The following is a 26,609-nucleotide window of genomic DNA, read 5'->3' as shown; positions in this document are numbered from 1 at the left end:
AGCAGCGATGCCGCCCTCGTTGTCGCGATATATAGACCCCAACATTCCAAACTGTCAACGACAAAAAATAGAAAAATTCAAACTTTCTTTCCACAGGGACAAGTTCGTAATTTTACTTCTTTTCAACCCTTTTGGCCAACCGATTCTAACCCTGTCGCCAGCCCATGCGCTCGGTCACAGCATCTGCCAGCCGACGCACACGCCGCCCCATCGCCTCTATGGTATCGGCGCGCGCTTCCGCCGCCATCAGGGAAAGGGCAATGCCAGCCACCGGGCGATCCGGCCGTTCGCAAATGGCAGCGCCGATGCAAAACATGCCTTCACGTAATTGACCATTATCGAGCGAATAACCCCTGACCTTGATCCCGGCTATTTCTTCAGCGAACGCTTCAGGAGAAGGGACACTCGCTGACGTCAAAAGCTGCGGCCAGTCCACAGGCAGATGCCGAGCCCGCTCCTGTTCCGGCATCGCCGCAAGCATTGCCTTGCCTGTCGCCGTGAAAACCGCGGGGACACGCATGCCCATGCGAAAGGTAATACCCAATGGCGCCGAGGAATTGCGACAGGAGAGATAAATCACGTCCGGCCCTTCCAGATGCGAAAGTGTCAATGTGTAAGCATCCAGTTCCGCCGCCTGCGCCACCACATCGTGAAAAGCGTCTACAATATCATTGTCCGCCAGAAATGCATTGGCCCAGCGCACCGACTGCGGCCCCATGGTAAAATTGCCGCCGGGGGTGAGTTGCAACAGCTTGAGATGAAGCAGGGTCTGGCAAAGCCCATGCAGGCTGCTTTTTGGCAGGCCAGTGTCCCGCACAAGATCCGAAAGCTTCAATCCGCCTTCAGCCTGTGCGATCCGATCCAGAATTTGTGCCGCGCGCATGACTGCGGGAACCAGCTTCAGGGAACCCTCATGAGCTGAAACCGTTCTGTTGACGTCATCCTGCATGATTAATTGACTCCGGCACTGATAGCTGATTAATTCAATATATGGAATTAAGTTCATTATATTGAACAATCCATGAATTTACAACGCCAGAATGGAAGATGGCCATGATTGCCTTAAAAGACGGATCGCTTCTTAGATCGCAATGCTATGTCGATGGACAATGGATTGGCTCGGATGATGGCCTGACCATTGATGTCACCAACCCCGCTGACGGCTCTCTGGTCGGGACAGTCCCTTCCCTTTCGCGCGAAAAGATCAAGGAAGTTATCGACGCTTCGGCCAAGGCACTTCCGGCATGGGCGGCAAAGCCTGCCAAGGAACGCGCGGCCATTTTGCGCAAATGGTTCGAGCTTATCGTCGCCAATGCCGATGACATTGCGCTCATCATGACGTCGGAGCAGGGAAAGCCGCTGGCAGAAGCACGCGGCGAAGTGCTCTATGCTGCCTCATTCATCGAATGGTTCGCCGAGGAAGCCAAGCGCGCCTATGGCGATGTTATTCCGGCCCCGCTGGCTGGCCAGCGCCTGACGGTCATTCACCAGCCGGTCGGCGTCACGGCGGCAATCACCCCGTGGAATTTTCCGGCAGCCATGATTACCCGCAAGGCGGCTCCCGCCCTTGCCGCTGGCTGCACCATGATCGTACGCCCTGCTGACCTCACCCCGCTAACGGCTCTGGCACTTGGCGTTCTGGCTGAGAAGGCAGGCATTCCGGCAGGCGTCTTGCAAATCGTCACCGGCAAGGCGCGCGAAATTGGCGCCGAACTGACCGAAAGCGAGACCGTACGCAAGCTCTCCTTCACCGGCTCCACCGAAGTGGGTCGTTTGCTGATGGCGCAATGCGCCCCCACCATCAAGCGCATATCGCTGGAACTGGGCGGCAACGCACCATTTATCGTCTTTGACGATGCAGATCTCGATGCAGCGGTCGAAGGCGCAATGATTTCAAAATACCGCAATGCGGGACAAACCTGCGTTTGCGCCAATCGTATCTATGTGCAGCGCGGCATTTACGACAAATTTGCCGAAAAACTCGCCGCCAAGGTCAAGGAACTCAAGATTGGCAACGGGATTGAACCGGGCGTGGTGATCGGCCCGATGATCGAAGAAAAAGCCATCACCAAGGTCAAGGCGCATATTGAAGATGCAGTATCCAAGGGCGCGAAACTCATCACCGGCGGTAAGGAATTGGGTGGGCTGTTCTTTGAACCCGGTGTTCTGACCGGCGTAACCTCCGATATGATCGTGGCCAGGGAAGAAACCTTCGGCCCGCTCGCGCCGCTTTTTGCCTTTGACACTGAAGAAGAAGTCATCGCCATGGCCAATGATACGATTTTCGGCTTGGCGGCTTATTTTTATACGGAGAATTTTAGCCGTGCCATCAGGGTCAGCGAAAAACTGGAATATGGCATGGTCGGGCACAATACCGGCCTCATCTCCAACGAGGTTGCGCCCTTCGGCGGCGTCAAGCAATCCGGGCTTGGCCGGGAAGGCTCCAAATACGGCATCGATGAATATCTCGAAACCAAATATGTCTGTAGCGCCTATAAGAATTGAATAGCGGGCAGAACGACGGGAAGAAGGCGGCATTGTTTGTGCCGCCTTTTTTATTTATAGACCTTGCGAACAATCTTCTGCTCTCCCATAAATCCGGAAAATCAATGCTGCGCCGCCTTTACGATTGGACGATTTCGCTTGCTGCCCGAAAATCCGCCGAATGGTGGCTTGCCATCATAGCTTTCGTGGAAAGTTCGGTTTTTCTCGTCCCTGCGGATGTCCTGTTCCTGCCTATGGCGCTCGCCCGGCCCGAGCGCGCCTGGCGCTATGCGTTCGTAGCCACCATTGCCTCGGTTCTGGGCGGCGTTGCGGGCTGGTATCTGGGCTATCATGCCTATGAGCAGGTCGCAAAGCCCGTGCTGGAACTTTATGGCAAGCTCGACACTTTCGAGCAGATGCGCGGCTCCACCAGTGCAGATATGATTCTGCTGATGCTGATTACATCCGGCCTTGCCCATCTGCCGCCGATCAAGGTGGTGACGATTCTGTCCGGTGCTGCTGGTGTCAATATATGGCTCTTTATCGCCTCCGCCATTGTCGCGCGCGGCGCGCGCTTCTTCTTCCTCGCCTGGCTTTTGCGCCGCTATGGCGAGCCGATTCGCGAATTCATCGAAAAGCGGCTGGGGCTGATCGCGGCGATCGTCGCGGCATTGCTGATCGGACTTTTTTTCGCTGTAAAATATCTGCACGCTTGAACCAATAAAGACTCAGCGCCGTTTCAGGAATTTCCCTATGGCATTTGCACTTAACAATCCGGTCGGTAAAATTCAGACCTGCATCGCAGCGATCATGACGCTGGGGCTGGCCGCAACCGTTGGCACTGCGCTCCTTTTCGAACATATTGGCGGCTTCATGCCCTGCAAGCTCTGCCTTGAAGAGCGCATACCTTACTATATCGGCATTCCCATAGCCCTTATTGCCTGGCTTTCTTCCGCTCTGAAATGGCCGCCGATTCTGACCCGCGGCCTGCTACTGCTCGCAGCGCTTGTGATGACATGCGGACTGGCGCTTGCCATATTCCATACCGGCGTTGAACTGAAATACTGGCCCGGCCCGGCTGATTGCAGCGCCGCAACCATGAAAATCACGCTGGATGCAGGCAATCTGCTCAGCGATCTCAACTCGACATTTCCACCCGCATGCGACACTGCGCCGGGACATTTTCTCGGCCTGTCATTTGCCGGCTGGAACGTTGTTGCCAGCCTGTTGTTTGCCGCTATCGGTTACTATGGAGCATTCGCGAAGAACAGGCGCTGAGGATTACGGCTCCAGTTCGACATCCCAGTAAAGGAAATCGAGCCAGCTTTTATGCAGATGATTGGGCGGAAACAAGCGGCCATTATTGTGCAATTCCTGCACGCTCGGCATGTCCGGTTTCCGGCGCGGCCACATATGCGCTTCGGCAGGCATCAATCCGCCTTTGCGCAAATTGCATGGCGAGCAGGCCGCGACCACATTTTCCCACGTCGTCTGACCGCCATGGCATCGCGGCGTGACGTGGTCGAAGGTCAGATCATGCGGTGAGCCGCAATATTGGCATTCAAACCGGTCCCGCAAAAAGACGTTGAAACGGGTAAAGGCGGGGTAGCGCGGCGGCTTTACATAATCCTTCAGGCAGATGACGCTTGGCAGGCGCATGGAAAATGACGGCGAGGAAACGATCTGATCATATTCCGCGACGATATTCACCCGCTCAAGAAAGACTGCCTTGATCGCGTCCTGCCAGGACCATAGCGACAAGGGATAATAGCTCAGCGGGCGGTAATCCGCATTGAGTACCAGAGCCGGCAACCCGTTAGGCGAAACGGGACTGCCTGAGACGTGCCCGGTTGTTTCGGACCCGGCCAGAATGGGACCCGTTGAGACGTGCACTGTCAAGGTCGCACCTCCTTCAGAACAATTCCACGGGAATTGTGAACAGTTTCCGTGGAATCGTACTTTTACGTGGAGCTGTCGCGCGTCCCCCATGGGCGCATCGACAAGACTCCAATCTCATGAAACGGCACTGCAATTGGCAGGAAAACCAGTCTTCCGCGAATCGAAGCGCCGCCATCAGTTGACTGAAATAATGTAAGCCCGACATGACAGGATTGTGAAGCGGAAACGCATTTGCGCGCGCAGCCAGCCATCTTTTTTTCAGAGAACCGGCGTAGCCTCCCGGCCCTTGATGGAAGCATAGTAAGCCCAGAAAAGCCGCGCCGCCACGCCGCGCCACGGCGCCCATTGCCGGGATAGCGCGCGCAGTGCAGGCGCGTCGGGCCGTATATCATAGGAAAAGGCATGACCGACAGCCGCCTGCAGGGCCACATCCCCCGCCGGAAAAATATCCGGGTGGCCTGCGGCGAAAAGCAGATAGACTTCCGCCGTCCACGGCCCGATGCCCTTGAGCAAGGTAAGCTGGCCGATAGCTTCCTCGGCGGGAAGATCGCAAAGGCCGTGCAGATCAAGCCGGTCATCGGCCAGCGCTTCGCTAAGCGCAAGAAGCGTGCGCTGTTTGGGACGCGACAGGCCCGCAATTCTCCAGCCCTCCTCCCCGCATGCGATAAAAGCCTCGGGCGTCAGCGGATCAACGATCTGCTTGAGTCGCGCCCAGATCGCACCGGCGCTGGCCGTGGAAAGCTGTTGGCCGACAATGATCGAGGCGAGGCTTTCAAAGCCGGGAGCGGAGCGGCGCAGCGGAACCGCATGGGCAATCGCGCGCACATGTACCAATCGCTTATCGGCTGCGATCAAGGCGTCAAGCCCTGCCCCAATATCCTCCAGACTGTCGATTCGTTGCATCATGCAGCCCTTTAATTCCGCGATGGAAGACCCTATCAATGGAATGAGACAACAATCAACCGGCGTTATGATGACCAAGCCCGTCTTTCGTTTTGCTCCCAGCCCCAATGGCCGCCTGCATCTGGGCCATGCCTATTCTGCTCTGCTCAATGCAAGAATGGCGGCAGAAGCCAGCGGGCGCTTTCTGCTGCGCATGGAAGACATCGATACCGCACGCTGCACGCCCGAACTCGAACAGGCAATCTATGACGATCTGCACTGGCTCGGCCTGTCATGGGAAGAACCGGTGCGTCGCCAGTCCGAGCACTTTGCCGAATATCGCAACGCGCTGACGCGGCTGGCGGACGAGGGCTTGGTCTATCCCGCATTTTTAAGCCGTGCGCAGGTGCATTCCCTGATCAACGACGCCCATGCCAAGGGCACACCCTGGCCGACCGATCCCGACGGCGCGCCGCTTTACCCGCCAAACGAGCGCAATCTTACCGAGCAGCAGCAGCTTGAGTTCATGGCGACCGGCGCGCCCTATGCATGGCGGCTCGATATGGAAAAAGCCCTTGCCGCAACGGGAGAGCCTTTGTTCTGGAATGAAAGCGGCGCGGGTCCGCAGGGCGAGACGGGACGCGTCGCAGCCAACCCCGCAGACTGGGGCGATGTCGTGATCGCGCGCAAGGATACGCCGACGAGCTATCATCTTTCGGTGGTGGTGGATGACGCTTTGCAGGGTGTGACCCATATCGTGCGCGGGCGCGATCTGTTTCATGCAACCTCGGTACACAGGCTGTTGCAGCGGCTGCTCGATCTTCCTGAACCGCTCTATCATCACCATGATCTGGTGCTTGCGGGAGACGGGTTCAAACTTTCCAAAAGCCGCAGGGACACATCCCTTGAAGGGCTGCGCGAACAGGGCTGGACACCGGACGACATTTACGCCCGGTTGAAGCTTTAAGGGCCATTTTCGCCCTGGCGTCATAAATGATGTGCCTGCACATTGATTGACGAGGCCCTTGCAAAGCGCTTCAAAAGAAAAGGAGCAACCAGCCTTGAGCTGGTCGAAATTCTGTTTCTCTGAAGGAGGCAAATCCATGAGCAAATATATCGACATCGAAGGCTTGCGCGTCGCGCCCGAACTCGTGGATTTTCTTGCACGCGAAGCAGCCCCCGGCACGGGTGTCGAACCGGACCACTTCTGGAAGGGCTTCGCCGCCATAATACGTGATCTTGCGCCCAAAAACCGCGCACTGCTTGCCAAGCGCGATGAGATGCAGGCGAAAATCGACGCATGGTACAAGGAAAATCGCGAGCGCGGCGACAATCAGGCCGACTATCAGCAATTTCTAAGAGAGATCGGCTATCTTCTGCCGGAAGGCGGCGCGCTCACCGTCTCCACCGCAAATGTCGATCCCGAAATAACCCATATTGCAGGGCCACAGCTCGTCGTTCCGGTCATGAATGCCCGTTATGCGCTAAACGCCGCCAATGCGCGCTGGGGTTCGCTCTATGATGCACTGTATGGCACCGATGCGATTTCCGAGGATGACGGCGCGGAAACAAGCCGGGGCTACAATCCCCGGCGCGGCGAGAAGGTCATCGCCTGGGCAAAGAATTTCCTCGACGAAAGCGCACCGCTTGCTTCCGGCAAATGGGCGGATGTCACCGGACTTCTGGTCAGGGACGCCAAGCTTGAAATCAGGCTGGCCGACGATACGACCACAAGCCTTGAGGATGCAGCGCAGTTCAAGGGCTATAATGGCGACGCCGCAGCGCCCACCAATATACTGCTCGCCAAAAACAATATGCATGTCGATATTGTCATTAACGCCAATCACCCCATCGGCACGAATGATCCGGCGCATATCGCCGATATGATTCTCGAATCGGCAATCAGCACGATTCAGGATTGCGAGGATTCGATTGCCGCCGTCGATGCGCAAGACAAGGTTGCAGCCTATCGCAACTGGCTTGGCCTGATGAAAGGCGATCTTGAGGAAACATTCGAGAAGAATGGCAAGCCGATGACCCGCCGCCTCAATGGCGACCGCAGCTATAAGGCTGCGGATGGCTCGGCGCTCACGCTCAAGGGCCGCTCGCTGATGCTGGTGCGCAATGTCGGCCACCTGATGACCAACCCCGCCATTCTCGATGCCCAAGGCAATGAAGTGCCGGAAGGCATCATGGATGCAGCCTTCACCAGCCTGATCGCCATGCACGACATCGGCCCCGATGGCCGCCGTCTGAACTCGCGCGAAGGCTCGGTCTATATCGTCAAGCCGAAGATGCACGGCCCGGAAGAAGTTGCCTTCGCCAACGAACTCTTCACCCGTACGGAGGAATTGCTCGGTCTTGCCCCCAATACGCTCAAAATGGGCATTATGGACGAAGAGCGCCGCACGACCGTCAATCTCAAGGAAGCGATCCGCGCCGCAAAGGAACGCGTCGTTTTCATCAATACCGGCTTCCTCGACCGTACCGGCGACGAAATCCATACGGCGATGGAAGCAGGTCCGATGATTCGCAAGGGCGACATGAAGCAGGCGGCATGGATCGGCGCTTATGAACAATGGAACGTCGACATCGGCCTCGAATGCGGCCTGTCGGGCCACGCGCAGATCGGCAAGGGCATGTGGGCCATGCCCGACCTGATGGTTGCAATGCTGGAGCAAAAGATCGCTCATCCAAAGGCAGGCGCCAATACGGCATGGGTGCCCTCCCCCACCGCCGCCACATTGCACGCCACGCATTATCACAAGGTGGATGTCGCAGCCCAGCAGAAGAAGCTCAAAAGTCGCCCGCGCGCCAGCCTCGATGATATTTTGTCAGTGCCGGTCGCAAGCCGTCCCAACTGGACGCCGGAAGACATCCAGCAGGAAATCGACAATAATGCCCAGGGCATTCTGGGCTATGTCGTGCGCTGGATCGATCAGGGTGTCGGCTGCTCCAAAGTGCTCGACATCAACAATATCGGCCTGATGGAAGACCGTGCGACGCTGCGTATTTCAGCCCAGCATATTGCCAACTGGCTCTATCACGGCATCGTTTCGCATGATCAGGTCATGGAGACCATGAAGCGCATGGCCGCCGTGGTGGACAGGCAGAACGAAGATGATCCGCTCTATCGTCCGATGGCTGCGGATTTCGAAAAATCCATCGCCTTTCAGGCCGCCTGCGATCTGGTGTTCAAGGGCCGCGAGCAGCCCAACGGCTATACCGAGCCGATCCTGCATCGCCGCAGGCTGGAACTGAAAGCTCAGGGATAGTTTTGGCATAATATGAAAGCGGCGGGATTTCCCGCCGCTTTCAATTTCATCAAAAATAGAACCACTCAGCGCCCGCGATTGTGCGTGCGCTCATAAAGTTCGCGAATGATGGAGCTTGCCGTCTTCTCGAACAAAAACGGCAGAACCGCATGAATGAGCGCGGCAAATGCCGCCGCGAATAATTTCGCCGAAAAGCGCGCAGCAAACATCATATGCTGAAAATAGCTTTCATCGACTGATTGCGGATGCGCCGTAAACAACCGCACGATGCGTGTCGTCATCATATCCTCCTCGAATGCAACTCTGTTCGACCGCCGGAACAGGCGTTTAAACAAAAACCCGAAGCAGCGATCTGACCCAATCAGATCGAAACCTGCCCTGAAAAATCATTCTAGCAATTCGATCCCGAACCTTATCTCAAATCAGACTTGATTTTGGCGCCAACTTGAGACAAACATCCCATTATCATGGCAAATATGGACGAAATTGACCGCAAAATCCTTGCCGAACTGCAAATTGACGGCACATTGTCAGTCGATTCGCTGTCAGAGCGCGTTCATCTCTCCCGCAATGCCTGCTGGCGGCGGGTCAAGCGCATGGAAGACGAAGGCATCATCAAGGGGCGGGTCGCGCTGATCGATGCCGAACTGGCTGGCTGCGGCCTGTCGGTTTTCATTCTGGTGCGCACATCCAGTCACGATCCCGAATGGCTCGCCCGTTTTCGGAGCGCCATCCGGCGGCATCCTGAAATCGTCGGCGTCTATCGCATGACCGGCGATCTCGATTATGTACTCAAAGCCCGGGTCTCGGATGTAAAAGCTTATGATCGCCTGTACCAGCGCCTGATCGCCAGCATATCCCTGTCCGATGTCTCCGCGTCTTTCGTAATGGAGGAAATCAAGGAAACCACGGCTGTGCCACTGGAAAACTGTTAAATATGCATGACGGCCACGCCGGAGATCCGCTATCGATGCAAAACAGCAAATAGGCAGTACCCCTTTATTACATTTTCGCGTATGAGCGTCGCCAGTTTGAACGCACGCAGGAAAGGCTCCCTCATGACCGCAGCATCCTCTTCCGCGCCAACGCTTGGCATCATCCGCCTCGAACACGCCAATGGACTTGAGCTTCCGGCCTATGAAACCAGCGGTTCCTCTGGCATGGACCTGCGGGCAGCGGTAGCCGAAGACCGGCAGATCGTCCTGTTGCCGGGCCGTCGCACGCTTGTACCGACCGGCCTTATCTTCGAGATTCCCCACGGCTATGAGGTTCAGATCCGCCCTCGCTCCGGCCTTGCTTTCAAGCATGGCATAACCTGCCTGAATACACCGGGAACGATTGATTCCGATTATCGCGGCGAGGTGAAGGTCCTTCTGATAAACTTGGGTGACGATGATTTCCGCATTGAGCGCGGAATGCGCATCGCGCAGGCAATCTTTGCTCCGGTGATCCAGCCGCAGGTCGAAGAGCGTGAGACAGCCAGTGAAACCGCGCGCGGAGCGGGTGGCTTCGGCTCAACCGGAACGGCCTGATAACTTCTGCTATCGCCGGCGCCATTGGCGCTGGCCGACCATTTTTCATAACCGATAATTTAAGGCCCAATTTCTAAGACTATCGGGTCCATGACAAATAATTAAGATGAATTCCATCGTGGGGCCGCATAAATAGCTCCTGTAAGATCAATTATTCAGGCCGAGCAAAGCCCGAAACATTGCGTTCCGGCGACCCGTTGTCCTGATTCTACACAGATCGATTGCGGCGCATCAACGAGCAGGGTTGCGCGCAAATTTTGACGATTAAGGGTTAGAAGGTGCTTAAATCTACCGATTCTTCCAAGGCGGAACAGCAGGCAGTATCGTCGCAGAAACGTTTGCGCCGCAAACAGCGCTCCTGGTGGTTTTGGGCGCTGGCCCTGGTGGTCGTTCTGTGTGCGGGCTGGTATTTTCTCAGCGCGCGTGAAGCGGGCGGTGAAAAGAACACTTATCTCACCGAAGCCGTCACGCATGGCAATATTGAAAACACCGTCACAGCCGTCGGCACGTTGAGCGCCCTGCGCAGCGTCAATGTCGGCGCGCAGGTTTCCGGCCAGCTCAAGAGCCTGCTGGTCGAGGTTGGCGATCAGGTCAGGCAGGGTCAGCTTCTGGCCGAGATCGACCCCTCCCCCTTCGAGAAGAAAATCGAAATAGCAAGCGCGCAGCTTGATAATCTCGAAGCGCAGCTTCTAAGCAAAAAGGCCCAGCTCACGCTCAAGGAAACCACTGCCGCGCGCCAGCATTCGCTTCTTGCGACCCGCAACACTTCAAAATCGACCACCGATCAGGCGGATGCGGAACTGGCCATGGCCAGTGCCGATGTAAAGGCGCTCGCAGCCCAAGTCCGCCAGCAGGAAGCCCAGCTTGCCAGCAATCGGGTGGATCTTGGCTATACAAAGATCAATAGCCCCATGGATGGCACCGTGGTCGACCAGAGCGCCAAAGAGGGTGAAACGCTCAATTCCGTGCAAACGGCCCCTACGGTCGTGACCGTGGCCGATCTGACCATGATGACGGTGGAAGCGCAGGTATCGGAAGCCGACATCAGCAACCTGAAGCCCGGAATGCCCGCCTATTTCACTCTTCTTGGCCAGCCCGACAAGCGCTTTACCGGTACGCTGCGCCAGATCAAGCCGACGCCGGAAACCACCAATAATGTGGTGCTTTACTATGCATTGTTCGACGTACCCAATCCCACTGGCGAGCTTATGATCAATATGAGCGCGCAGGTCTATTTCATCCTCGATCAGGCGGAAGACGTCCTGCTCATCCCTGTGTCGGCGCTCAGCGACAGCAGGAATGCCGATGGAAAAAAACAGACCACCGTGCAGGTCGTCGATAAGAATGGCGCGGTCACAAGAAGGCCCGTGGAAATCGGCGTGCGCAATCGCGTACAGGCCGAAGTCAAAAGCGGTCTTGAGGAAGGCGATCAGGTCGTCGTCACCAGCGCATCGAACACGGCTGGCGCAACTGGCGGCGGCAACCGCATGCGCAGAACCAGCCCGCGCCTGTTCTGATGGGGAAACCAGTGATCGATACGCCCCTCATCCAATTGGAAAATATCCGTAAGACCTACTTCAATGGCGATCTCGCCGTTGAAGTGCTGCACGGAATTTCGCTGGATATTCATGCGGGCGAATTTGTCGCCATCATGGGCGCATCCGGTTCAGGCAAATCGACGCTGATGAATATTCTGGGCTGTCTCGACAGTCCGACAGACGGACAATATCGGCTCGATGGCGCAGATATTTCCGCACTCGATGCCGATGAGCTTGCCGCATTACGCCGCCGCACCTTTGGTTTCGTGTTCCAGAGCTATAATCTGATCACAACCTCCACCGCGCAGGAAAATGTCGAAGTCCCGGCCATTTATGCCGGCATGCCCGCATCCGAGCGGCAGGAGCGCGCAGCTTCCCTGCTCACCTCACTTAAACTGGGCGATCGGCTCGATCACCGTCCCAATCAGCTTTCCGGCGGACAGCAGCAACGTGTATCGATCGCCCGCGCACTTATGAATGGCGGGCAGATCATCCTTGCCGACGAACCCACTGGCGCGCTTGATAGCCAGAGCGGCGAGGATGTGATGACGCTGCTGCGTTCCATGCATGAGCAGGGCCATACGATCATCGTTATCACGCATGCGCGTGAAGTGGCCGAGCGCGCCGACCGGGTGATCGAAATCCGCGATGGGCATATCCTTTCCGACACACGCAAGGAAAGCGCGCCCGCAACTGCTCCCTCGCACCGCTTCGAACCCAATTCGGACGGGAATGCCGCGCGCATCGCCGATATTTCGGAAGCCGTGAAAATGGCCATGCGTGCCTTGCGCGCGAATATTTTCCGCACGGTCCTCACACTGCTGGGCATCATTATCGGTGTGAGTTCGGTCGTCACCATGCTGGCCATCGGCACCGGGGCCCAGAATTCCATTCTCGACCGCATCAACGCGATGGGCACTGATCTGGTGCTTATCCGCCCCTCTATGCCCGGCTTTCGCGGTGCAGGCACGGTCGCAACACTGGTGCCCGAAGATGCGGATGCCATTCTGCAATTACCGAACGTGAAATCCGCCGTTCCGGAAGTAAGCGGCAGCGTCACGCTGCGGCGCGGAAATGTCGACTACCAGACCCAGGCCAATGGAACAGTCCCCGCTTTTTCGAGCGCCAAATCCTGGAAACTGGCAAGCGGCAATTTCATCACGCAGCATGATATGGAAACCTACGCGCCGGTCGCCGTCCTTGGAACAACCGTGGTCAAGACCCTGTTTTCCGATGGCAGCAATCCGATCGGTCAATATATCCTGATACAGAAAATTCCGTTTCAGGTAATCGGCACGCTCGAATCGAAAGGCGCGGGCTTTGGCGGATCGGATCAGGATGATATTGTCATCGTCCCGCTTTCCACCGGCAATCTCCGCCTGTTTGGCCAGAAATATGTCCGCACCATCACCGTGCAGGTCAGGGATTCCGACCTGATCAACACCACGCAGGAGCAGATTCAGGAACTTCTGGATGTACGGCACAAGCAGCGCGATACGATGATTACCAATATGTCGTCGATTCGCGACGATGCAACGGCCATGTCCAATACCATGACGCTGTTTCTGGGCTCTGTTGCCGCCATTTCGCTTCTTGTGGGCGGTATCGGCGTCATGAATATCATGCTCGTCAGCGTCACGGAACGCACGCGCGAAATCGGCGTTCGTATGGCAACGGGCGCCCGAAGGCGCGATATTCTGCTGCAATTCATTACCGAAGCCCTGACGGTTTCCGCCATAGGCGGCGCCATAGGCGTGGCGTTGGGGCTGGGTGCGGCGGCTTTGCTATCGGCAGCCGGAGTGACGGTCGGCTTCAGCGTTCGCCCGGTGATTCTGGCCTTTGCCTGTGCATTCGCAACCGGCCTGATCTTCGGCTTTCTGCCCGCCCGCAAGGCTTCGCGCCTGCTGCCCGCCGTTGCGCTGGCATCCGAATGAGTACGGATGCCTGTCTTGTTGTTTGACTGGATAAATTCTACTTGAACAGCAGCGGCAGAGTAATCGGCATACGCGCCTGCGCTATGGCGGCAGGCGGTGCGGGAACCGGAGAAGCGCGGCGTGCCGCCTCCAGCGCCAGCTGATCGACCGTTGCATCGCCCGACGAACCGGCAAGACGCGCAGAGAGCACATTTCCCGAAGGGTCGATAACGAAGGTCACGCGCACCAGACCCTTGGCGTTTCTCGACCTGCGTTGCAGGAAGCGGACATTGCGCGCCATATGCGACTGCAATTTGGACGTCCATTTGGCAGAACTGACCCCCGGAGCGGCAGAGTTCTGTCCCCGACGATTGGCAACCACCTTCGCCCCGGCATCGGCATCGATGCGCGGCGCGCTTGCCTTCTGCACCTGTTTCGCTTTCGCGACAGGCTTGGGCTTTTCCTGAACGCGCTTGACGGGCTTATTCTGTTCCGGTTTCGGCTTTTCGACTTTTGCCGTCTCGACCTTCGGCTCTTCAGGCTTCACTTCCGGCTTGGTTGCAGGCACCGGCACCGCCACATCGGGCACAGGCACTTCCACGACATCAGGAATAACTTCTTCCGGCTCCTCGACAGGCTCCTGTACGGGTTCGGGTTCCACTACAGGTTCTGGTTCAGGCACGGGCTCGGGTTCTGGTTCTGGTTCCGTGGCCGGTTCTGGCTCCTGCACCTCTGGAACCTCCTCCGGCTCGGTCGTTGCTTCTTCCTGCGCAACCTCCGAAACCTGTTCTTCGATGGGAGCCATCGGCTCAAGCGCCAGTTCCACCACCATGGCTGCGACCTCGCCACCATCGGGCTGATCCTCTTCCTGCACCAGATGCAACCCATAAGCACCCGCCGCATGCACGCTCAGCACAATGATACCCGCGCAAATCCAGCGCCCGGCATCACGCCAGAACGGATAATGATGGCTATCCGGCGACGCGATCTTTATTGGCGGATGATCGGGCGGAAGATTGTTCATTGCACGGCTCCCTGCGCCTCGGGAGTAGTCGTGGCATCCTCAGGTACGGTCGCGCCGACGGTCTCAAGGCCAACCAGCGCAATCTTCAGATAGCCCGCTTCACGCAGCAGGTTCATGACACGCATCAATTCGCCATAGCCGACGGTTTTATCGGCGCGCAGGAAAATACGTGCTTCCTTGTTACGCTCGGACAGTCCGTCAAGTGCTGCGCCAAGCCCTTCGCGCGCGACCGTATCATTGCCGACGCTGACGCTCAGGTCCTCCTTGAGCGTAACATAGATCGGCTTGTCGGGGCGCGGGGCCGGTGCTGCCGTCGAAGCAGGCAAGTCCACATTCACATCCACAGTAGCCAATGGTGCAGCCACCATGAAAATGATCAGAAGCACCAGCATGACGTCGATGAAAGGCGTCACGTTGATCTCATGATTCAGATCGAGATCGTCACCGTCACCTTCACGAATTCTGCCAGCCATGATCTTTACTCCGCCGCATGCAATGTGTTTTCACGCACATCCGCCGCCCTGAAATCGAGCTCACGGCTAACCAGCCGCTCGACCCCTGCCGAAGCATCGCCGAGAAGCTGGCGATAGCCGGAAATCGAACGGGCGAACACGTTGTAAATAACCACGGCAGGAATGGCCGCCACCAGCCCGATTGCCGTTGCCAGCAATGCTTCCGCGATACCCGGGGCAACGACGGCCAGATTGGTGGTCTGCGCCTGGCTGATGCCGATAAAGGAGTTCATGATCCCCCATACCGTCCCGAAAAGACCGACGAAGGGCGCCGTCGAACCGATGGTTGCCAGAATGCCGGTTCCTTTCGACAAGCGCCGCACGGCCTTGGCCTCGATACGCACCAGACGCGAAGTCACGCGTTCCTTGATCCCCTCTCCACCAGCGCGCGGCAAGGCAGCGGACGAAAGGCGGACCTCATCTTCCGCAGCACGCACCAGAATGGCGGCAGGGCCTTTTTCATTGTCCAGAACCCGCACCGCATCGGACAATGTCGCCGAATGACCGATGGTCTTGAGTGCCTTGGCCACGCGGCGGCGCGCACCGGCAAGTTCCAGTGATTTTGCGATCCATATCGTCCAGGTCAGAAGCGAGGCCAGAGCAAGGCCGATCATGACGGCCTTGACCACCCAGTCCGCAGCCATGAACATGCCCCATGGCGAAAGGTCATGCGGCAGGATCAGTGCGTTTGGCGCTGCATCGGAAGTTTCGGGCTGCAAAGCCGGTTCCGGCGGCTGTACTGGCTGGGCCAATGAAGGAGCGGCAGGCGCAGGCTCCGCAGGTGTCGACGGCGAAACAGGCTCCTGTACGGGCGGACTGACGATTGCCGGGCTGGTCGTCGCGGGGCTGGTTGCTTCCTGCGCAAGCGAGGTATCTGCAAATGCGAACAGCCCCAGCCCGATTATCATGGCCATGCAGCCCTTCAGCCAGAAACCAGTCATATTAATCGCCTTTTGATTTTCAATATCCAGGAGCGCCGCCATGTCGGCCATTGCGCGTTTATCGGGCCTGTTCTTAACGCTCATTAACATGATTTTGCAAGTCATGTTTTCAATTCAATGGCTTCCTTTTGCCATATATAGTGAAATGGCAGGCCCTGCGCGAGAAATCCCTATTGCATAAACGCTTCAAATCAGCCCTGATATGGCTATCCGATGAATATCATGGCTCATCGGGCGCACCTAACCATGGATGCACGGCGGGAGGACACGCGATGATGCTCAAAGACATCCAGATTCTCGAAAATGCGGCACGTACCGCCATGGCCGGTAATGACGATCCGCTCCCCCCACCCTCCGTCCAGCGAATATTCAAGCCAATTCACCTTGGTCTGGCCACTGCTGTCCTTTTAGGTTCCGCCTATCTTCTGTTCGGCTGACCTCTTGGCCTTGTCCGTCTGCGACTTTACATGCAACCATTGCACCTGAGGTACGTTATCGGGCTGATCATCATTTAATGACACCTACGATCAACAGGAGACCGGACATGGCGAGAGAGACAACGAAGATCAACAAAGTCGAAGAAGCGATTTCGGAAACGACCACTGAGGATCTTCAGGCTCAGGTCGAACAACTCAAGGAAGATATTGCAGCTATTGCCGAAACATTGGCCAGTCTCGGTTCCCAGACGGTGCGCGACGCCCGACGCGCTGCGAAACATACCTATAGAAGCGCCTATATGCAGGGTGAAGACGTCATCGACGATCTGAAGACGAAGGCCGAAGACGTCGAAGCCCAGCTATGCGCGACCGTCCGCGAAAAACCGATCACATCGCTGGCGACAGCTCTGGGTATCGGTTATCTGCTTGCACTTCTCACCCGCCGCTGATGTGAACCATGCTGAAATCTCTTGCACCCCTGCTGACTGCGCTGGCTGGTGAGGAGTTGAAGCTCGTCACCGCACGGGCCAGACGTACAGCCATATTCGCAGCGGCGATTTCCGTTTTCGGCCTTATCGCTCTGGTCTTTCTTTGCGTCGCGGCCTTTCTTGCGCTGGCGGAGGATTATGGCGGACCTGTTGCCGCTCTCATTCTTGCCGCACTCTCTCTCATTATCGCCCTGCTCGTCCTCGCCGTTTTGAAAATTCAGGCGGCAGCCGAAGAAAAAAGGCGCAAGCAGAGGATCGAGGCGGACAAATCGGCGCTGGTGGCAACGGCAGCAATTGCAACCGTGCCATCCATTCTCAAGCGTCCGATATTGGCTGCGGCCCTGCCGCTTGCAGGGATCGTCCTCGTCAGCCTGCTTTCCGGCAAGAAAAAGCGGTAGCGAGACACGAGGAATATTTTAAAGCGGATCCGGCGATTCCGCCCCATTGCGATCCGCTTTATCGGTCAGTTCGTCACTATCGGCTGCTTCCTGCTTTTCAGCGAGCGATGCAAGCCGGACCGTTACCCGCGTGCCGGTTCCGCCATCTGCCTCGTCATAGATTGGCTTGCCGCCGAACTGCATGCATAATTGCTCCACGACCAGCATGCCAAGACCGTTCTGCTCACCCGTTTTTTCCGCCTCCGCCGCCTGCCATCCCACGCCATTGTCTTCAACAATCAGCGCTGGCACATGGCTATCTTCATCCAGCTTGAAACGAACCAGAACCCGGCCATCCTTGCGTCCGCGAAAGGCGTGCTTGATCGAATTGGTAATCAGTTCCCCGACAATAATGCCGATGGTCGTCACATCCCTTGCCTTGAGATCAAGCGGCGCAAACTCCGTCTCGAAACTGATCTTGCGATCTTCGCCGACAGCATTGCGTATATCGTCGATGACCGTCTGGAGGAATTCGTCGACGCGCGTTGATTCCATATCTTCCCCCAGCCGCAGCCGGCGATGGGCGGTGGAAACCGTCTGCACGCGATCGCGCGCGGCAGAAAGGGCCGCCCGCGCTTCTTCATTGCGGGTCTGGCGCAATTGCAGCCCGAGCAATGACGACACCGTTGCAAGCGAATTGCCGATCCGGTGATTGGAATCCTGAAGCAGGAGTTCCACGCGCTCCCGTTCTCTTTCGGCGATCCGGCGCTCCTGCTCCAGTTCAGCCGTGCGCTCCTGCACGCGGTGTTCCAGAAGTTCCTTTTCCGATAATAGCGCCGATTGCCCGTCAACCAGCGCGCGCATGTAGCGTTGAATGCGGGTGAACAGCAACAGTCCCAGCATGGCTGCGGAAGCCAGTGCCACGATGGAAGTGGCCGCCATCCAGTAGCGCATCCGGCTGATATAGGCGTTACGCTTGAAAAGCTCCTGTTCCTCGATGCTCGTGAATTGCGAAACCGTGCTGGAAAGCTGGTCGATGAGAATTTTTCCCTCATCGCCGCGCACTTTTTCAATCGCATCATCAACCCTGCCTTCTCTGGCCAGATTGATGGTCTGTTGCACATCCTCATGCTCCCGATCGACCAGCGCGCGGATTTGCTGCACGCGCGCACTCTGCAGCGCATTGCCCTGCGTCAGAGAATCGAGTTCGGAAAGCGTCTGGTCAACGGAAAGGATCGAGCGCTGGTAAAGATCGAGATAGCTGTCGTCCAGCGTTAGCAGATAGCCGCGTCGGCTCATCTCGATATTATATGCAAGCTGGGCAACCTTTTCGACCTGCTGGCGCAGATCGAAGTTTCTGGCAATATCACCCACTTGCCTGTTGACGCTCATCGAAAGAAACAGCGTCAGCACGGCTGAAAGCAAGACCAGCCCCAGCGAGACGAGGACTGCGATCGGGCGTATAGACGGCTTGAGAAGGTAGCGCGAAAAGGTTGATGGCAAGGTTCAGTCCATAATAAGCGTTATCTTACTTAAGCATAATTTATGACAACCTGTCCAAGCAATCGGCCTGTGCGCATGGAGGCATTTTTACGCAAAACTTCTCAGCGTGGCCCGCGAAGAATCTGCATCGGGTCCATAATCCGTCGCATCCCCCTGAATTTGCAATATTTCCTGAAGTCGCACCCGCGCACGGCTGACCCGGCTTTTTATCGTCCCGACAGCACATCCGCAAATTTCAGCGGCTTCCTCATAGGCAAAGCCCGAAGCGCCGATAAGAATGATGGCTTCGCGCTGGTCGTCGGGCAATTGTTCAAGTGCTGCTTTGAAATCCTGAAGGTCCAGCGCGCCATATTGCGACGGGTGCACGGCAAGCTGCTCGCTGAACACGCCATCCGTATCCTGCACCTCGCGACCGCGCTTGCGCATCTGGGTGTAGAATTCATTGCGCAGAATGGTGAACAGCCAGGCCTTCATATTGGTCCCCATCTCGAAGGACTCCTGCTTGGCCCATGCTTTCATGATCGTATCCTGCACGAGATCGTCGGCACGGTCATGCTGGCCGATCAGCGATATGGCAAAAGCGCGCAAGCTCGGCAAGGATGCCAGAAGCTCACGCTTGAACTGCGGCGTCTCCTTAACCGACGGAACGGGTTCGTTGTCCACGCACACCCTCCTGTTCAGCCTGATCGAGCTTTTCCAGAAGATCGAGAAAGCGATCCGGAATAATCTCGTCCTGTATCGAAGCATAAAGCGCCTTGAGTTTCAAACCGACTTCGCAGTTCGGACCCAATATGTCCTTCTGGACGCGCCGAGACGCCGATAATCCGGCGCTATTCGCATGAAGGTTTTTCTTTTCAGTCATTTTTGATCATTCTAGGCCCGTGCCTTGACGTGTTGTAACCCAAACCATGGCTACTAATGCGCCTGCTCTCAAAAAGTTCCAGAATTATTTCAATCCAACGGAACTTTTATACGATGCAGACGTTAACGATCCATAATGCCGCACCGTCAGGCATCTTTCGTGTGGTCGTATGACTGTTGCATGATTGATGCAAAAGATAAAGAATCGCGGCTATGAGGAGTTTCAGAGCATGACGTTATCGACGCGTATAGCGCCGCACCTTCCCTATCTGCGCCGTTTTTCCCGGGCCCTCACAGGCTCCCAGGTTTCTGGAGATGCCTATGTGGCTGCGACGCTGGAAGCCTTGATTGCCGATACGGGCATCTTCCCTGAAGCATCATCGGACCGGGTCGCCCTCTATCAGCTTTTCTGCGACCTTTACAAAACGGCTTCTATTCGTATGCCCGAAACGGCACCCGAATTCGGGTGGGAAAAACATGCCGCGCGCAATCTCTCGAATATGCCGCCGCTTTCACGCCAGGCGTTTCTGCTGGTAGCCGTCGAAGGCTTCAACGATCACGATACAGCCGAAATCCTCAAAATGAGCGAGGGCGATTTCAATCACCTGCTCTCATCCGCTTCGGCGGAGATTTCCAAACAGGTTGCAACGCGCCTCATGATTATCGAGGACGAGCCGCTGATCGCCATGGATATAGAGCAGATGGTCGAGGGGCTGGGTCACGAAGTCGTCGGCATCGCCCGCACGAAAGACGAGGCGCTGGCGCTTTACCAGCAGGAAAAGCCGCGCATGGTGCTTGCGGATATTCAACTTGCGGATGGCAGCTCTGGCATCGATGCCGTCAATGAGATTTTACAGGATGATACGATTCCCGTCATTTTCATTACGGCCTTCCCCGAGCGTCTTCTGACAGGCGAACGGCCGGAGCCGACATTCCTTGTCACCAAGCCGTTCAACCCCGATATGGTCAAGGCGCTTATCAGTCAGGCATTATTCTTTGAAGAATCGGCAAAAGTCGCCGCCTGAACAGCACCCGCTCCGCTCGACTGCCCCTGTGAGGCCAAATCCTGACAGGGGCACAGCCACAGCCAAAGCTTGCATTCGTTCAAGGGAACAAGCATTTGATTGTCCGGATTTCAAACTTGCCGATTACCGGGAACCAAAGCCTGTTATCCCGCGTTATTCCTTCCATCAATATAGAGGAGAACGGACATGCTTTATTATGCTCTCGTATTTCTTGTTGTGGCACTCGTTGCAGGCGCTCTCGGATTTGGCGGTATAGCCGGCGCATCGGCGGGTATCGCACAAATTCTATTCTTCGTATTTCTGGCGCTGCTGGTCATATCCCTCATCGCCTCGGCCATCCGAAAAGCGTGATACACCGTCCCCTCTCGGCCATGCCGCAGGGTGTTTATGCAACAATGCATGAGCCAATGCGGCATGGGACTGCATCGGGCGACAGTCGCGAGAAACGACTATTTTCCGAAGACCACGCAATGATCGTGCGGCCAGTCGGCTTAGCGCGATCATTTTCAATTGCTGCTTGCGAGCGCCTGAACATCATGAAAGCCCATATCTGCAAAATATCTGCCGAAGAGTGCCGTAAGAAGCTCATGGCGCACGATTTCCGCCATCCTTCCTGCCGCGTTCAGTCGGCATTGGGGGATTGCCCCCCATGACTGCATCGCACCCGCCCTATCGGCAAACGGATCCGGATGCCGCACGCCTGCGCGCATTGCTTGGTGCCATACGCAACAGCAATGTATGCGTTCTCTATCAGAGCCTTGATCTGCGCTATATGTGGGGTGAGAACCTGCCATCTTACTGGCAGGAGAAATGGAAGGTCGGCGGCCAGGATTGCGACTTCATCTTCTCCGCCTCCATGTCACGTCTCAACAATGCAAAGCAAGCAGCCCTTGAAAGCGGGACCGCCCAGAACGTCGAACTGGCGATCAATGATGGCGACACGCTCAGGTGGATCGAATTTCACATTGATTGCGACCGTGACGCTGACGGAAATATTCATGGTCTTGTCACCACCGCATTTGAAATCAGCGAGCTCAAGCGACGCGAACAGGTCTTGAAGACTTTGCTGCGCGAAGTCAGCCATCGCTCAAAAAATCTTCTCGCCATCGTACAGAGCATGGCCAGTCAGACGGCACGATTTACCGATTCCATCGATGATTTCCTGCTCAAATTCCGTGGGCGTATCCAGTCGCTTTCCTACTCGCAGGATCTGGTGACCGATTCAAACTGGAATGGGGCGCTGTTTCTGGATCTGTTTCACTCCCAGATCGAGAAATATATCGACATCAATGATGAGCGCCTCGTCATCTCCGGCGACAACCCCTATCTCTTTCCGGGCGCGGCCCTGCATCTCGGACTCGCGCTGCACGAACTCATCGTCAACGCCACATCGTTCGGCGGTCTGTCGATACCCTATGGCCGCGTGCTCATCACCGCCGAGATCCGGCGTGATGACGATGGCAGCGAGCAGTTTTTCTTCCGCTGGGAAGAAACCAATCCAACCATGCCTGAAGTCTACAAGCATGATCCGCGTTTCGGCAGCGCCGTCCTGCAGCGCATCGTGCCTTCGGCAGTAGGCGGCAAGGCGGAATACCGCGTCGATGAGACGGGCGCGATCTATTCGCTGACGATCCCTTCCGAACAATTCGATTCCTGAGCGGATATTTCCGGCATTCCCGAGAAGACCTCAAAAAGAGAAGTCGCCATGGCTCGACGCCATGGCGACTCTGAAGATACGAAACGCCTGCTGCATCACGGATGATCGTCAAGCGATCTTTAGACACATGAAATGCGTCTGTTCCAACTCCACATCAAACCGGTCCAATCAATCCGATTTTTCAGTTTGATATAGCGGCCGTTGCGCGGCATTCTCGTCGTCTGCTTCATACGGGGAGTCTGGAGCAGACTCTGAAGACCGCTTGCGGGGCGGGGGATGCGGTCTTCATGTCCATAAAACGCAAATCCAATGCCTTGGTTCCGTCAGGATTTGATTTTTTTGCAATAAAGTTCAAGGCGATGGTGCACGATCTCATAACCCAGCGATCGCGCGATCTCCTCCTGCAATTTTTCGATCTTGCTGGAATGAAACTCCACGACCTCACCCGAATCCATATCGATGATATGGTCGTGATGGGTGCCGGTGGCCTGCTCGAAACGCGACGGACCGCCATCGAAAGCGTGACGGTGGATGGCCCCGCGCTCTTCGAGAAGCTTCATGGTACGATAAACGGTCGATAGCGAAATGCTGCTGTCGATCTCGACCGCGCGGCGGAAAATCTCCAGCGCGTCGGGATGATCGTCAGTATCGCTCAATATGCCCAGAATGATGCGTCGGGGCCGCGTGATGCGTACGCCCGCCTGCCTCAGTTCCTGCTCATAATCGGGTTTTGGCTGCAATTGTCTCATGGTACGATTATGCACCCACCGCTCGCCAGTTGCAAATTTTTGCAACTGGAAAAGCACTGTCTCCCCAATCCTTTTTATAAAGTCCGATGAACTTTATAAGATCCCATAAACGGGCTCACATTCATCTTATTCCGGCATGCCGGCCCACTCCGGGCGATTGACGCCACACAAGATGATTGGCTGCGGGGGAAAGGATTTGAAAAGGAGCTTGAAAGAGTGAATCAGGACAGAACCACTCTTTCTGCTTTGCTCGGGTAATATTCCAACAGCTTGCGCCGCCTATGAACGCCCCTGCCCATTGCTTCATTTCAATGTGCGTGAGGGCCTGTATATACAGTATTTTCAATTTATTCTGAAAATACGGAACGTTCTCTAAGTAATTGAATATAAGGTTATGGCCAGCATACCGAAAGCAACCGCCAGCCACCATTTTTCTATATTTCTGAATGTTGCAGTTTGCCGTGTTTTGCTCATGAGTTCCTCCCTCTCATTTGCGACAATGAGATGAAATACTAACTTCTGTAAAATAGCAAGCGCAGAGATACTTGCTCAGTCGGCGGCAGGAACCGGACAGGACATATCGCCCTCAGGGCATTTCAGATAGGCATCGAGTTGTTTGCTGCGCTCTGACGTCAGTTGCGCCTGACAATTTGCAATCAGCATGGGCTGAATGCTTCCGCCACCGCTTGAGGAAGAAGAGAATGCACACTCCGCGTCCCGGAATTTCATCCAGGCGCGCTGGGCCGCAACAAGAAGCTTTTTTGTGTCCGGATCGTCCGCCAGGCGCTTTTGAATTTCCCTGTAGCTGGCGTTGAGCTTTTTATCGGCAGCTGCAAATTCTTCGTTGGCGCATTGGTTCAAGGTAACTTGGTCCTGCGCATTCTCACATGGGCTCGCCGCAAGACCCGGCGTTGCAAGAAGCACCATACTCAATCCTATAAAAGCAATTCCTCTCATGCCACCCTCCGTTCAATCAGCGATCAAGGACAGTCAAACCTACGTTGCCGCCGCAGACAAGAAGAAAGCTGCCAGGAGCGCCATTAGGAAGGCATACGGATAAGATAGCAATTCATTAAGAGGAAAGCTGAATTGGCAGGACCGTGAAAGAATCATCGCTGACCACACCAAATGTCGCAAGGGATCGCCCCATGCGAGCCACTGGCGACGTGTCAGCCCTGATGTTCATCTGGAGTAGCCAGCCGCACCGAAATTAGTCCATAAACAGTGAACGATTGGCGGCGGCGCATTGCATAATGCAGTCCTACGCCTGTTTGCCTTATCGCACCTTGATTATCTTTGATGCGATAACCCATCCGGCGACCGGCGTGATAATGGCACTGATAACCACAGCCCAAATCATAGGGTAAACCGGATTTCGGGATAATTCTGGTACTGTCAGGATTACGATGAACCCGATACCAATCAGAACGATGAACGCAATCGAACCTATTATCGATGCCAATTGAAACCGTGTGCCCATAATCCCCTTCCAGCAATCAGACGCTCACCATCGACATTTGCTCAGCCTTGTAAAAACGGCTCAAGCAAATTGCGTGTCGATGACGCTATGATTAAGTGCCCAAAAAATTAATGCATTGATTAGGGTCAATGATACCGGAGGAAATCAAGAAAGCCCATAGAGCAATGGATTATTGGTACGCCCAAGGGGAATCGAACCCCTGTTTGCGCCGTGAGAGGGCGCCGTCCTGACCGCTAGACGATGGGCGCTTGCAACATACTGGCCTGAGCCATGCCAAAAGCAGAGCGTCGATATAAGCGGCATTTGTCAAAAGCGCAATGCCGGGCGCAAATTAAATATGCAGCCTATATCGAGCGGCGGAACGTCTTATTCGACATTGCCGAGTTTGATGCGTCCGATGATGCGCGATTCCCGGTGATCATAAACGAGGATTTCCGTGCCTCCGTCCGGCAGCAATGTTTCAAGCGAAAGCTGGTCGCCCGACAGGCTTTGCGATAAAAGACGCGTGCCGGGCGCAAGTTCGATCTGCGACTCGACCAGCTTCACCGGTTCCGGCAGCGCAGGAACCGCCGCAGCCTGTCCCGGAATGTCTGAACGGGCTTCTTCGACCGCCGCTGCATCAGGCGCACGATTGATCTTGTAGACAACGGCGACAAGCACAGCCATAAGACCGATCAGCATGACGCCGATGGAGACTGCAAGCAACCGGATCATCTTGCGGCGGACCTTTTCCATCGCGGGATCGAGCGGAGCCTCCGGCACTTCATCCGGATAATAGCCCTGCTGATAGTCCTGATATGCCGAATCCTGCTGATTCTGGTATCGGGGATAATGGGGATCCTGCATCAAAAAACTCCGGTTCATGCGCCGCGTTGCGCGTGATAGCGAAGGGAAGACACGATTGAAAGAGCTAATTACCGACACCGATGCCGCAGGCAAGCGTCTGGACCAGTGGCTGGCCGCAGCATTGGGGCCGGAACTCTCGCGCAGCCGCGTTCAGTCCCTGATTGCTGAAGGTCATGTGACCCTCGATGGCGCACCGGCCCGTGAAGCCAAGCAAAAGCTGCGCGAAGGCATGAGAATTGCCGTTGTGCTGCCTGAACCTGAGCCTGCCGAGCCGCAAGGCGAGAACATACCCCTCGACATTCTTTACGAGGATGATGATCTCATCGTGATCAACAAGCCCGCAGGACTTGTGGTTCATCCCGGCAATGGAAACTGGACTGGAACGCTGGTCAATGCCCTCATACATCATTGTGGCGATAGCTTGTCGGGAATCGGCGGAATAAGGCGTCCCGGCATTGTTCATCGCCTCGACAAGGACACCAGCGGCGTTCTGGTCGTCGCCAAGAATGACCGTGCGCACCGTCACCTGAGCGAACAATTCGCCGATCATGGCCGCACCGGCAATCTGGAGCGCGCTTATCTGGCGCTTGTCTGGGGGATGACCGAACGCCCGCAGGGCACGATCGATGCCCCTCTGGGACGCTCGCATCGCGATCGCACCAAGCAGGCCGTCGTGCATGAAGAACGCGACGATGCGCGCCATGCCATTACCCATTATACGACGCTGGAGAAATTCGGACCGCGCGACGACGCCACAGCCCTCGCCTCTCTGGTCGAATGCCGCCTTGAAACAGGCCGCACCCATCAGATTCGTGTCCATATGGCCCATATCGGCCATCCGCTTGTCGGCGACATGGATTATGGCAGCGCTTACAAGACAAAGGCCAACAAGTTGCCCGCGCCGCTACAAGAGGCAGTGCGCGGATTTCATCGCCAGGCGCTGCATGCCTGGCTGTTGGCTTTTACGCATCCGGCGACGGATGAAGTCATGCGCTTTGAGGCGGCAATACCCGAAGATATGGAGCATCTGCTGGAAAATTTTCGCAACTACTCTATATAAGACTGTAAATAATAGCGGCTCCGAAACCGCATGGGATCGTCTAAATATTGCATCGGATTGATAGTCGATCCCCCGTTTTCAGCAAAATCTGCGGCTCACGCCGCGTTCACATTATAGTGACGGTTT

31 protein-coding genes and 1 tRNA gene are annotated in these 26,609 nt (G+C 56.1%); 17 read left to right on the top strand and 15 right to left on the bottom strand.

Translation table 11 applies throughout. From position 1 onward, the window contains the following. Positions 1–145 precede the first annotated feature (145 nt). A complete protein-coding gene (locus tag DKP76_RS15650; RefSeq protein ID WP_109707724.1) occupies positions 146–949 on the bottom strand; it encodes an IclR family transcriptional regulator in 804 nt (267 codons plus the stop codon). 104 nt (positions 950–1,053) lie between these two features. Here DKP76_RS15650 and DKP76_RS15645 point away from each other — a divergent pair, with 104 nt between their 5' ends. From DKP76_RS15645 to DKP76_RS15635, 3 genes are all read left to right on the top strand, one after another. Next, positions 1,054–2,505, top strand: coding sequence for an NAD-dependent succinate-semialdehyde dehydrogenase (locus DKP76_RS15645; RefSeq protein WP_109707723.1), 1,452 nt, complete (start codon positions 1,054–1,056; stop codon positions 2,503–2,505). A gap of 104 nt (positions 2,506–2,609) precedes the next feature. After that, on the top strand, positions 2,610–3,200 hold the full coding sequence (locus tag DKP76_RS15640; protein ID WP_109707722.1) for a YqaA family protein: 591 nt from the start codon (positions 2,610–2,612) through the stop codon (positions 3,198–3,200). Positions 3,201–3,237: 37 nt separating this feature from the next. Next, positions 3,238–3,762, top strand: coding sequence for a disulfide bond formation protein B (locus tag DKP76_RS15635; protein ID WP_109707721.1), 525 nt, complete (start codon positions 3,238–3,240; stop codon positions 3,760–3,762). 3 nt (positions 3,763–3,765) lie between these two features. Here the strand turns inward: DKP76_RS15635 and DKP76_RS15630 are convergent, their stop codons facing one another. Then, a complete protein-coding gene (locus tag DKP76_RS15630; RefSeq protein WP_109707745.1) occupies positions 3,766–4,353 on the bottom strand; it encodes an HNH endonuclease in 588 nt (195 codons plus the stop codon). Between the two features lie 288 nt (positions 4,354–4,641). After that, entirely contained in the window at positions 4,642–5,286 is a 645-nt protein-coding gene (locus tag DKP76_RS15620; RefSeq protein ID WP_109707744.1) for a DNA-3-methyladenine glycosylase family protein, read from the bottom strand. A gap of 70 nt (positions 5,287–5,356) precedes the next feature. Here DKP76_RS15620 and gluQRS point away from each other — a divergent pair, with 70 nt between their 5' ends. Next, positions 5,357–6,232 carry a tRNA glutamyl-Q(34) synthetase GluQRS gene (gluQRS, locus tag DKP76_RS15615; RefSeq protein ID WP_109707743.1) on the top strand — a complete coding sequence of 292 codons (876 nt, stop codon included), beginning with the start codon at positions 5,357–5,359 and terminating at the stop codon, positions 6,230–6,232. A 136-nt stretch (positions 6,233–6,368) separates the two neighbouring features. Then, positions 6,369–8,540, top strand: coding sequence for a malate synthase G (locus DKP76_RS15610; RefSeq protein ID WP_109707719.1), 2,172 nt, complete (start codon positions 6,369–6,371; stop codon positions 8,538–8,540). 65 nt (positions 8,541–8,605) lie between these two features. On the opposite strand, the gene DKP76_RS15605 is transcribed toward DKP76_RS15610, so the two are convergent. After that, positions 8,606–8,821, bottom strand: coding sequence for a DUF6356 family protein (locus DKP76_RS15605; protein WP_109707718.1), 216 nt, complete (start codon positions 8,819–8,821; stop codon positions 8,606–8,608). A gap of 183 nt (positions 8,822–9,004) precedes the next feature. Between DKP76_RS15605 and DKP76_RS15600 the strand changes: the two genes are divergently transcribed. From DKP76_RS15600 to DKP76_RS15585, 4 genes are all read left to right on the top strand, one after another. After that, positions 9,005–9,475, top strand: a complete 471-nt coding sequence (locus tag DKP76_RS15600; protein ID WP_109707717.1) for an Lrp/AsnC family transcriptional regulator — start codon at positions 9,005–9,007, stop codon at positions 9,473–9,475. 123 nt (positions 9,476–9,598) lie between these two features. Next, the gene (gene dut / locus DKP76_RS15595; RefSeq protein ID WP_109707716.1) at positions 9,599–10,072 is read left to right on the top strand and encodes a dUTP diphosphatase; all 474 of its coding nucleotides are present in this window, start codon (positions 9,599–9,601) and stop codon (positions 10,070–10,072) included. A gap of 278 nt (positions 10,073–10,350) precedes the next feature. Continuing rightward, complete coding sequence (gene macA, locus DKP76_RS15590) at positions 10,351–11,589, top strand: macrolide transporter subunit MacA (protein WP_109707715.1); 1,239 nt, start codon at positions 10,351–10,353, stop codon at positions 11,587–11,589. Further along, positions 11,589–13,544, top strand: a complete 1,956-nt coding sequence (locus tag DKP76_RS15585; RefSeq protein WP_109707714.1) for a MacB family efflux pump subunit — start codon at positions 11,589–11,591, stop codon at positions 13,542–13,544. Before macA ends, DKP76_RS15585 begins: the two co-directional genes overlap by 1 nt. 37 nt (positions 13,545–13,581) lie before the next feature. Here the strand turns inward: DKP76_RS15585 and DKP76_RS15580 are convergent, their stop codons facing one another. Genes DKP76_RS15580 through exbB form a run of 3 tightly spaced genes read right to left on the bottom strand, consistent with a single transcriptional unit; the run spans position 13,582 to position 16,000 of the window. Beyond that, on the bottom strand, positions 13,582–14,547 hold the full coding sequence (locus DKP76_RS15580; RefSeq protein WP_109707713.1) for an energy transducer TonB family protein: 966 nt from the start codon (positions 14,545–14,547) through the stop codon (positions 13,582–13,584). Further along, positions 14,544–15,020 carry a TonB system transport protein ExbD gene (gene exbD / locus DKP76_RS15575; RefSeq protein WP_109707712.1) on the bottom strand — a complete coding sequence of 159 codons (477 nt, stop codon included), beginning with the start codon at positions 15,018–15,020 and terminating at the stop codon, positions 14,544–14,546. The genes DKP76_RS15580 and exbD overlap by 4 nt, the downstream gene beginning before the upstream one ends. 5 nt (positions 15,021–15,025) lie before the next feature. Next, the gene (gene exbB / locus DKP76_RS15570) at positions 15,026–16,000 is read right to left on the bottom strand and encodes a tonB-system energizer ExbB (RefSeq protein ID WP_425349412.1); all 975 of its coding nucleotides are present in this window, start codon (positions 15,998–16,000) and stop codon (positions 15,026–15,028) included. Between the two features lie 40 nt (positions 16,001–16,040). On the opposite strand from exbB, the gene DKP76_RS19440 reads away from it, so the two are divergent. The 4 genes from DKP76_RS19440 to DKP76_RS15560 all read left to right on the top strand — a co-directional run bounded on the left by DKP76_RS19440 (position 16,041) and on the right by DKP76_RS15560 (position 17,323). Beyond that, on the top strand, positions 16,041–16,181 hold the full coding sequence (locus DKP76_RS19440) for a hypothetical protein (protein ID WP_199224827.1): 141 nt from the start codon (positions 16,041–16,043) through the stop codon (positions 16,179–16,181). Between the two features lie 91 nt (positions 16,182–16,272). Continuing rightward, positions 16,273–16,437 carry a hypothetical protein gene (locus DKP76_RS19435; RefSeq protein ID WP_199224823.1) on the top strand — a complete coding sequence of 55 codons (165 nt, stop codon included), beginning with the start codon at positions 16,273–16,275 and terminating at the stop codon, positions 16,435–16,437. 107 nt (positions 16,438–16,544) lie between these two features. Next, positions 16,545–16,886: an ElaB/YgaM/YqjD family protein gene (locus DKP76_RS15565; protein ID WP_109707711.1), complete on the top strand. Its 342-nt coding sequence runs from the start codon at positions 16,545–16,547 to the stop codon at positions 16,884–16,886. An 8-nt stretch (positions 16,887–16,894) separates the two neighbouring features. Beyond that, positions 16,895–17,323 carry a phage holin family protein gene (locus DKP76_RS15560; protein WP_109707710.1) on the top strand — a complete coding sequence of 143 codons (429 nt, stop codon included), beginning with the start codon at positions 16,895–16,897 and terminating at the stop codon, positions 17,321–17,323. An 18-nt stretch (positions 17,324–17,341) separates the two neighbouring features. Here DKP76_RS15560 and DKP76_RS15555 read toward each other — a convergent pair whose 3' ends face one another. The 3 genes from DKP76_RS15555 to DKP76_RS15545 form a co-directional block, all read right to left on the bottom strand. After that, positions 17,342–18,805, bottom strand: coding sequence for a sensor histidine kinase (locus DKP76_RS15555; protein ID WP_109707709.1), 1,464 nt, complete (start codon positions 18,803–18,805; stop codon positions 17,342–17,344). An 87-nt stretch (positions 18,806–18,892) separates the two neighbouring features. After that, on the bottom strand, positions 18,893–19,468 hold the full coding sequence (locus DKP76_RS15550; RefSeq protein WP_109707708.1) for an RNA polymerase sigma factor: 576 nt from the start codon (positions 19,466–19,468) through the stop codon (positions 18,893–18,895). Beyond that, positions 19,440–19,667 carry a NepR family anti-sigma factor gene (locus tag DKP76_RS15545; protein ID WP_109707707.1) on the bottom strand — a complete coding sequence of 76 codons (228 nt, stop codon included), beginning with the start codon at positions 19,665–19,667 and terminating at the stop codon, positions 19,440–19,442. The genes DKP76_RS15550 and DKP76_RS15545 overlap by 29 nt, the downstream gene beginning before the upstream one ends. A 229-nt stretch (positions 19,668–19,896) precedes the next feature. Here DKP76_RS15545 and DKP76_RS15540 point away from each other — a divergent pair, with 229 nt between their 5' ends. From DKP76_RS15540 to DKP76_RS15530, 3 genes are all read left to right on the top strand, one after another. Next, positions 19,897–20,691 (top strand): response regulator, encoded by a 795-nt coding sequence (locus DKP76_RS15540; protein WP_109707741.1) that lies wholly within the window; start codon positions 19,897–19,899, stop codon positions 20,689–20,691. Between the two features lie 186 nt (positions 20,692–20,877). Beyond that, positions 20,878–21,042: a DUF1328 domain-containing protein gene (locus tag DKP76_RS15535; RefSeq protein ID WP_006473348.1), complete on the top strand. Its 165-nt coding sequence runs from the start codon at positions 20,878–20,880 to the stop codon at positions 21,040–21,042. 298 nt (positions 21,043–21,340) lie between these two features. Continuing rightward, positions 21,341–22,348, top strand: coding sequence for a PAS domain-containing sensor histidine kinase (locus DKP76_RS15530; protein ID WP_109707706.1), 1,008 nt, complete (start codon positions 21,341–21,343; stop codon positions 22,346–22,348). A 323-nt stretch (positions 22,349–22,671) separates the two neighbouring features. On the opposite strand, the gene DKP76_RS15525 is transcribed toward DKP76_RS15530, so the two are convergent. From DKP76_RS15525 to DKP76_RS15505, 5 genes are all read right to left on the bottom strand, one after another. Beyond that, positions 22,672–23,097: a Fur family transcriptional regulator gene (locus DKP76_RS15525; protein ID WP_109707705.1), complete on the bottom strand. Its 426-nt coding sequence runs from the start codon at positions 23,095–23,097 to the stop codon at positions 22,672–22,674. 549 nt (positions 23,098–23,646) lie between these two features. Next, the gene (locus tag DKP76_RS15520; RefSeq protein ID WP_109707704.1) at positions 23,647–24,054 is read right to left on the bottom strand and encodes a lysozyme inhibitor LprI family protein; all 408 of its coding nucleotides are present in this window, start codon (positions 24,052–24,054) and stop codon (positions 23,647–23,649) included. Positions 24,055–24,266: 212 nt separating this feature from the next. Then, positions 24,267–24,593 (bottom strand): hypothetical protein, encoded by a 327-nt coding sequence (locus DKP76_RS19065; RefSeq protein WP_146198936.1) that lies wholly within the window; start codon positions 24,591–24,593, stop codon positions 24,267–24,269. 157 nt (positions 24,594–24,750) lie between these two features. Beyond that, positions 24,751–24,825, bottom strand: a tRNA-Glu gene (locus DKP76_RS15510). A 118-nt stretch (positions 24,826–24,943) separates the two neighbouring features. Next, positions 24,944–25,423 (bottom strand): hypothetical protein, encoded by a 480-nt coding sequence (locus DKP76_RS15505; RefSeq protein WP_109707702.1) that lies wholly within the window; start codon positions 25,421–25,423, stop codon positions 24,944–24,946. 16 nt (positions 25,424–25,439) lie between these two features. Between DKP76_RS15505 and DKP76_RS15500 the strand changes: the two genes are divergently transcribed. After that, on the top strand, positions 25,440–26,483 hold the full coding sequence (locus DKP76_RS15500) for an RluA family pseudouridine synthase (RefSeq protein WP_109707701.1): 1,044 nt from the start codon (positions 25,440–25,442) through the stop codon (positions 26,481–26,483). Positions 26,484–26,609 lie beyond the last annotated feature (126 nt).

It is taken from the genome of Falsochrobactrum shanghaiense (genome assembly GCF_003149535.1).
Classification (GTDB): domain Bacteria; phylum Pseudomonadota; class Alphaproteobacteria; order Rhizobiales; family Rhizobiaceae; genus Brucella; species Brucella shanghaiense.
The sequence above is the reverse complement of the archived record's forward strand: the minus strand, read 5'-3'. Positions and strand labels throughout refer to the sequence as shown.

What these genes read in the sequence shown, in the direction of transcription:
- DKP76_RS15525 (WP_109707705.1), bottom strand. Translation starts at nt 23,097, where the DNA reads ATGAGACAATTGCAGCCAAAACCCGATTATGAGCAGGAACTGAGGCAG.
- DKP76_RS15620 (WP_109707744.1), bottom strand. Translation starts at nt 5,286, where the DNA reads ATGCAACGAATCGACAGTCTGGAGGATATTGGGGCAGGGCTTGACGCC.
- DKP76_RS15640 (WP_109707722.1), top strand. Translation starts at nt 2,610, where the DNA reads ATGCTGCGCCGCCTTTACGATTGGACGATTTCGCTTGCTGCCCGAAAA.
- DKP76_RS19435 (WP_199224823.1), top strand. Translation starts at nt 16,273, where the DNA reads ATGATGCTCAAAGACATCCAGATTCTCGAAAATGCGGCACGTACCGCC.
- DKP76_RS15540 (WP_109707741.1), top strand. Translation starts at nt 19,897, where the DNA reads ATGACGTTATCGACGCGTATAGCGCCGCACCTTCCCTATCTGCGCCGT.
- DKP76_RS15650 (WP_109707724.1), bottom strand. Translation starts at nt 949, where the DNA reads ATGCAGGATGACGTCAACAGAACGGTTTCAGCTCATGAGGGTTCCCTG.
- exbB (WP_425349412.1), bottom strand. Translation starts at nt 16,000, where the DNA reads ATGACTGGTTTCTGGCTGAAGGGCTGCATGGCCATGATAATCGGGCTG.
- DKP76_RS15610 (WP_109707719.1), top strand. Translation starts at nt 6,369, where the DNA reads ATGAGCAAATATATCGACATCGAAGGCTTGCGCGTCGCGCCCGAACTC.
- DKP76_RS15635 (WP_109707721.1), top strand. Translation starts at nt 3,238, where the DNA reads ATGGCATTTGCACTTAACAATCCGGTCGGTAAAATTCAGACCTGCATC.
- DKP76_RS15585 (WP_109707714.1), top strand. Translation starts at nt 11,589, where the DNA reads ATGGGGAAACCAGTGATCGATACGCCCCTCATCCAATTGGAAAATATC.
- DKP76_RS15645 (WP_109707723.1), top strand. Translation starts at nt 1,054, where the DNA reads ATGATTGCCTTAAAAGACGGATCGCTTCTTAGATCGCAATGCTATGTC.
- gluQRS (WP_109707743.1), top strand. Translation starts at nt 5,357, where the DNA reads ATGACCAAGCCCGTCTTTCGTTTTGCTCCCAGCCCCAATGGCCGCCTG.
- DKP76_RS15560 (WP_109707710.1), top strand. Translation starts at nt 16,895, where the DNA reads ATGCTGAAATCTCTTGCACCCCTGCTGACTGCGCTGGCTGGTGAGGAG.
- exbD (WP_109707712.1), bottom strand. Translation starts at nt 15,020, where the DNA reads ATGGCTGGCAGAATTCGTGAAGGTGACGGTGACGATCTCGATCTGAAT.
- DKP76_RS15530 (WP_109707706.1), top strand. Translation starts at nt 21,341, where the DNA reads ATGACTGCATCGCACCCGCCCTATCGGCAAACGGATCCGGATGCCGCA.
- DKP76_RS15505 (WP_109707702.1), bottom strand. Translation starts at nt 25,423, where the DNA reads ATGCAGGATCCCCATTATCCCCGATACCAGAATCAGCAGGATTCGGCA.
- DKP76_RS15545 (WP_109707707.1), bottom strand. Translation starts at nt 19,667, where the DNA reads ATGACTGAAAAGAAAAACCTTCATGCGAATAGCGCCGGATTATCGGCG.
- DKP76_RS15500 (WP_109707701.1), top strand. Translation starts at nt 25,440, where the DNA reads ATGCGCCGCGTTGCGCGTGATAGCGAAGGGAAGACACGATTGAAAGAG.
- dut (WP_109707716.1), top strand. Translation starts at nt 9,599, where the DNA reads ATGACCGCAGCATCCTCTTCCGCGCCAACGCTTGGCATCATCCGCCTC.
- DKP76_RS15605 (WP_109707718.1), bottom strand. Translation starts at nt 8,821, where the DNA reads ATGACGACACGCATCGTGCGGTTGTTTACGGCGCATCCGCAATCAGTC.
- DKP76_RS15565 (WP_109707711.1), top strand. Translation starts at nt 16,545, where the DNA reads ATGGCGAGAGAGACAACGAAGATCAACAAAGTCGAAGAAGCGATTTCG.
- DKP76_RS19440 (WP_199224827.1), top strand. Translation starts at nt 16,041, where the DNA reads ATGTCGGCCATTGCGCGTTTATCGGGCCTGTTCTTAACGCTCATTAAC.
- DKP76_RS15520 (WP_109707704.1), bottom strand. Translation starts at nt 24,054, where the DNA reads ATGAGAGGAATTGCTTTTATAGGATTGAGTATGGTGCTTCTTGCAACG.
- DKP76_RS15580 (WP_109707713.1), bottom strand. Translation starts at nt 14,547, where the DNA reads ATGAACAATCTTCCGCCCGATCATCCGCCAATAAAGATCGCGTCGCCG.
- DKP76_RS15535 (WP_006473348.1), top strand. Translation starts at nt 20,878, where the DNA reads ATGCTTTATTATGCTCTCGTATTTCTTGTTGTGGCACTCGTTGCAGGC.